The sequence below is a fragment of the Rhodococcus sp. MH15 genome (assembly GCF_019266045.1).
GTDB classification, from domain to species: domain Bacteria; phylum Actinomycetota; class Actinomycetes; order Mycobacteriales; family Mycobacteriaceae; genus Rhodococcus_F; species Rhodococcus_F qingshengii.
In genome coordinates, this window is sequence record NZ_LPNP01000018.1 from 1 (window position 1) to 2,425 (window position 2,425).

General features: G+C 55.6%; 1 rRNA gene. It reads right to left on the reverse strand.

Features of this window, described 5'->3' with window-relative positions:
- Window positions 1–42 precede the first annotated feature (42 nt).
- Window positions 43–2,425, reverse strand: a 23S ribosomal RNA gene (locus ATN37_RS00130); the annotation flags it as partial.

Sequence of the window (2,425 nt, forward strand, 5' to 3'; positions counted from 1 at the left end):
GTGTGTTGTTTCAGATACCGCACAGTGGACGCGTAGCTTCTTTGTGGTAAGTCCTCGGCCTATTAGTACCAGTCACCTGCATGCATTACTGCACTTCCAGTTCTGGCCTATCAACCCGGTGGTCTGCCGGGGGCCTTACCCCCTCGAGGGGGTGAGAAACCTCATCTTGGAACAGGCTTCCCGCTTAGATGCTTTCAGCGGTTATCCCTTCCGAACGTAGCTAACCAGCGGTGCTCCTGGCGGAACAACTGGCACACCAGAGGTTCGTCCGTCCCGGTCCTCTCGTACTAGGGACAGCCTTCCTCAAGTTTCTAACGCGCGCGGCGGATAGAGACCGAACTGTCTCACGACGTTCTAAACCCAGCTCGCGTGCCGCTTTAATGGGCGAACAGCCCAACCCTTGGGACCTACTCCAGCCCCAGGATGCGACGAGCCGACATCGAGGTGCCAAACCATCCCGTCGATATGGACTCTTGGGGAAGATCAGCCTGTTATCCCCGGGGTACCTTTTATCCGTTGAGCGACACCGCTTCCACTTGCCGGTGCCGGATCACTAGTCCCGACTTTCGTCCCTGCTCGACCTGTCAGTCTCACAGTCAAGCTCCCTTGTGCACTTGCACTCGACACCTGATTGCCAACCAGGCTGAGGGAACCTTTGGGCGCCTCCGTTACATTTTGGGAGGCAACCGCCCCAGTTAAACTACCCACCAGGCACTGTCCCTGAACCAGATCATGGTCCGAGGTTAGAGGTCCAATTCGATCAGAGTGGTATTTCAACAACGACTCCACGATAACTGGCGTCACCGCTTCACAGTCTCCCACCTATCCTACACAAACCGAACCGAACACCAATACCAAGCTGTAGTGAAGGTCCCGGGGTCTTTTCGTCCTGCCGCGCGTAACGAGCATCTTTACTCGTAATGCAATTTCGCCGAGTCTACGGTTGAGACAGCTGAGAAGTCGTTACGCCATTCGTGCAGGTCGGAACTTACCCGACAAGGAATTTCGCTACCTTAGGATGGTTATAGTTACCACCGCCGTTTACTGGGGCTTAAATTCTCAGCTTCGCTCCCGAAGGAACTAACCGGTCCTCTTAACCTTCCAGCACCGGGCAGGCGTCAGTCCGTATACATCGTCTTACGACTTCGCACGGACCTGTGTTTTTAGTAAACAGTCGCTTCTCACTGGTCTCTGCGGCCCCACCCAGCTCAGACAGTAAATGTCGTCACCAGACAGGGCCCCCCTTCTCCCGAAGTTACGGGGGCATTTTGCCGAGTTCCTTAACCATAGTTATCTCGATCGCCTTAGTATTCTCTACCTGACCACCTGTGTCGGTTTGGGGTACGGGCCGTGTGAAAGCTCGCTAGAGGCTTTTCTCGGCAGCATAGGATCACTGAATTCGCCTCAATCGGCTACGCATCACGTCTCAGGCTATGTGCGACCCGGATTTGCCTAGGTCACGCCCTACACGCTTACACCAGTATTACCACTGACTGGCTCAGCTACCTTCCTGCGTCACCCCATCGCTTGGCTACTACCAGATCAGGTCCCATGCATCCACCAACTCGAGACCCGAAGGTCTTCTCGTGGCTTCAGGATGGTTAGTATCACTGATTCACCATGGGCGCGTTCACACGGGTACGGGAATATCAACCCGTTGTCCATCGGCTACGCCTGTCGGCCTCGTCTTAGGTCCCGACTCACCCTGGGCGGATTAACCTGGCCCAGGAACCCTTGGTCATTCGGCGGACGAGTTTCTCACTCGTCTTTCGCTACTCATGCCTGCATTCTCACTCGTGTGGCCTCCACGGCTAGGTCACCCTGCCGCTTCCATGGCCACACGACGCTCCCCTACCCATCCACACACCTGCCAGAAAATCCTTGGATCAACTGGGGGCTATTGCGTGAATGCCGCAGCTTCGGTGGTGTACTTGAGCCCCGCTACATTGTCGGCGCAGGATCACTTGACCAGTGAGCTATTACGCACTCTTTCAAGGGTGGCTGCTTCTAAGCCAACCTCCTGGTTGTCTTCGCGACCCCACATCCTTTTCCACTTAGTACACGCTTAGGGACCTTAGCTGGCGATCTGGGCTGTTTCCCTCTCGACTACGAACCTTATCGCCCGCAGTCTCACTGCCGCGCTCTCACTCACCGGCATTCGGAGTTTGGCTGATTTCGGTAAGCTTGTGGGCCCCCTAGACCATCCAGTAGCTCTACCTCCGGTGAGAAACACGCGACGCTGCACCTAAATGCATTTCGGGGAGAACCAGCTATCACGGAGTTTGATTGGCCTTTCACCCCTACCCACAACTCATCCCCTCAGTTTTCAACCTAAGTGGGTTCGGTCCTCCACGACGTCTTACCGTCGCTTCAACCTGGCCATGGGTAGATCACTCCGCTTCGGGTCTAGAGCATGCCACTACGA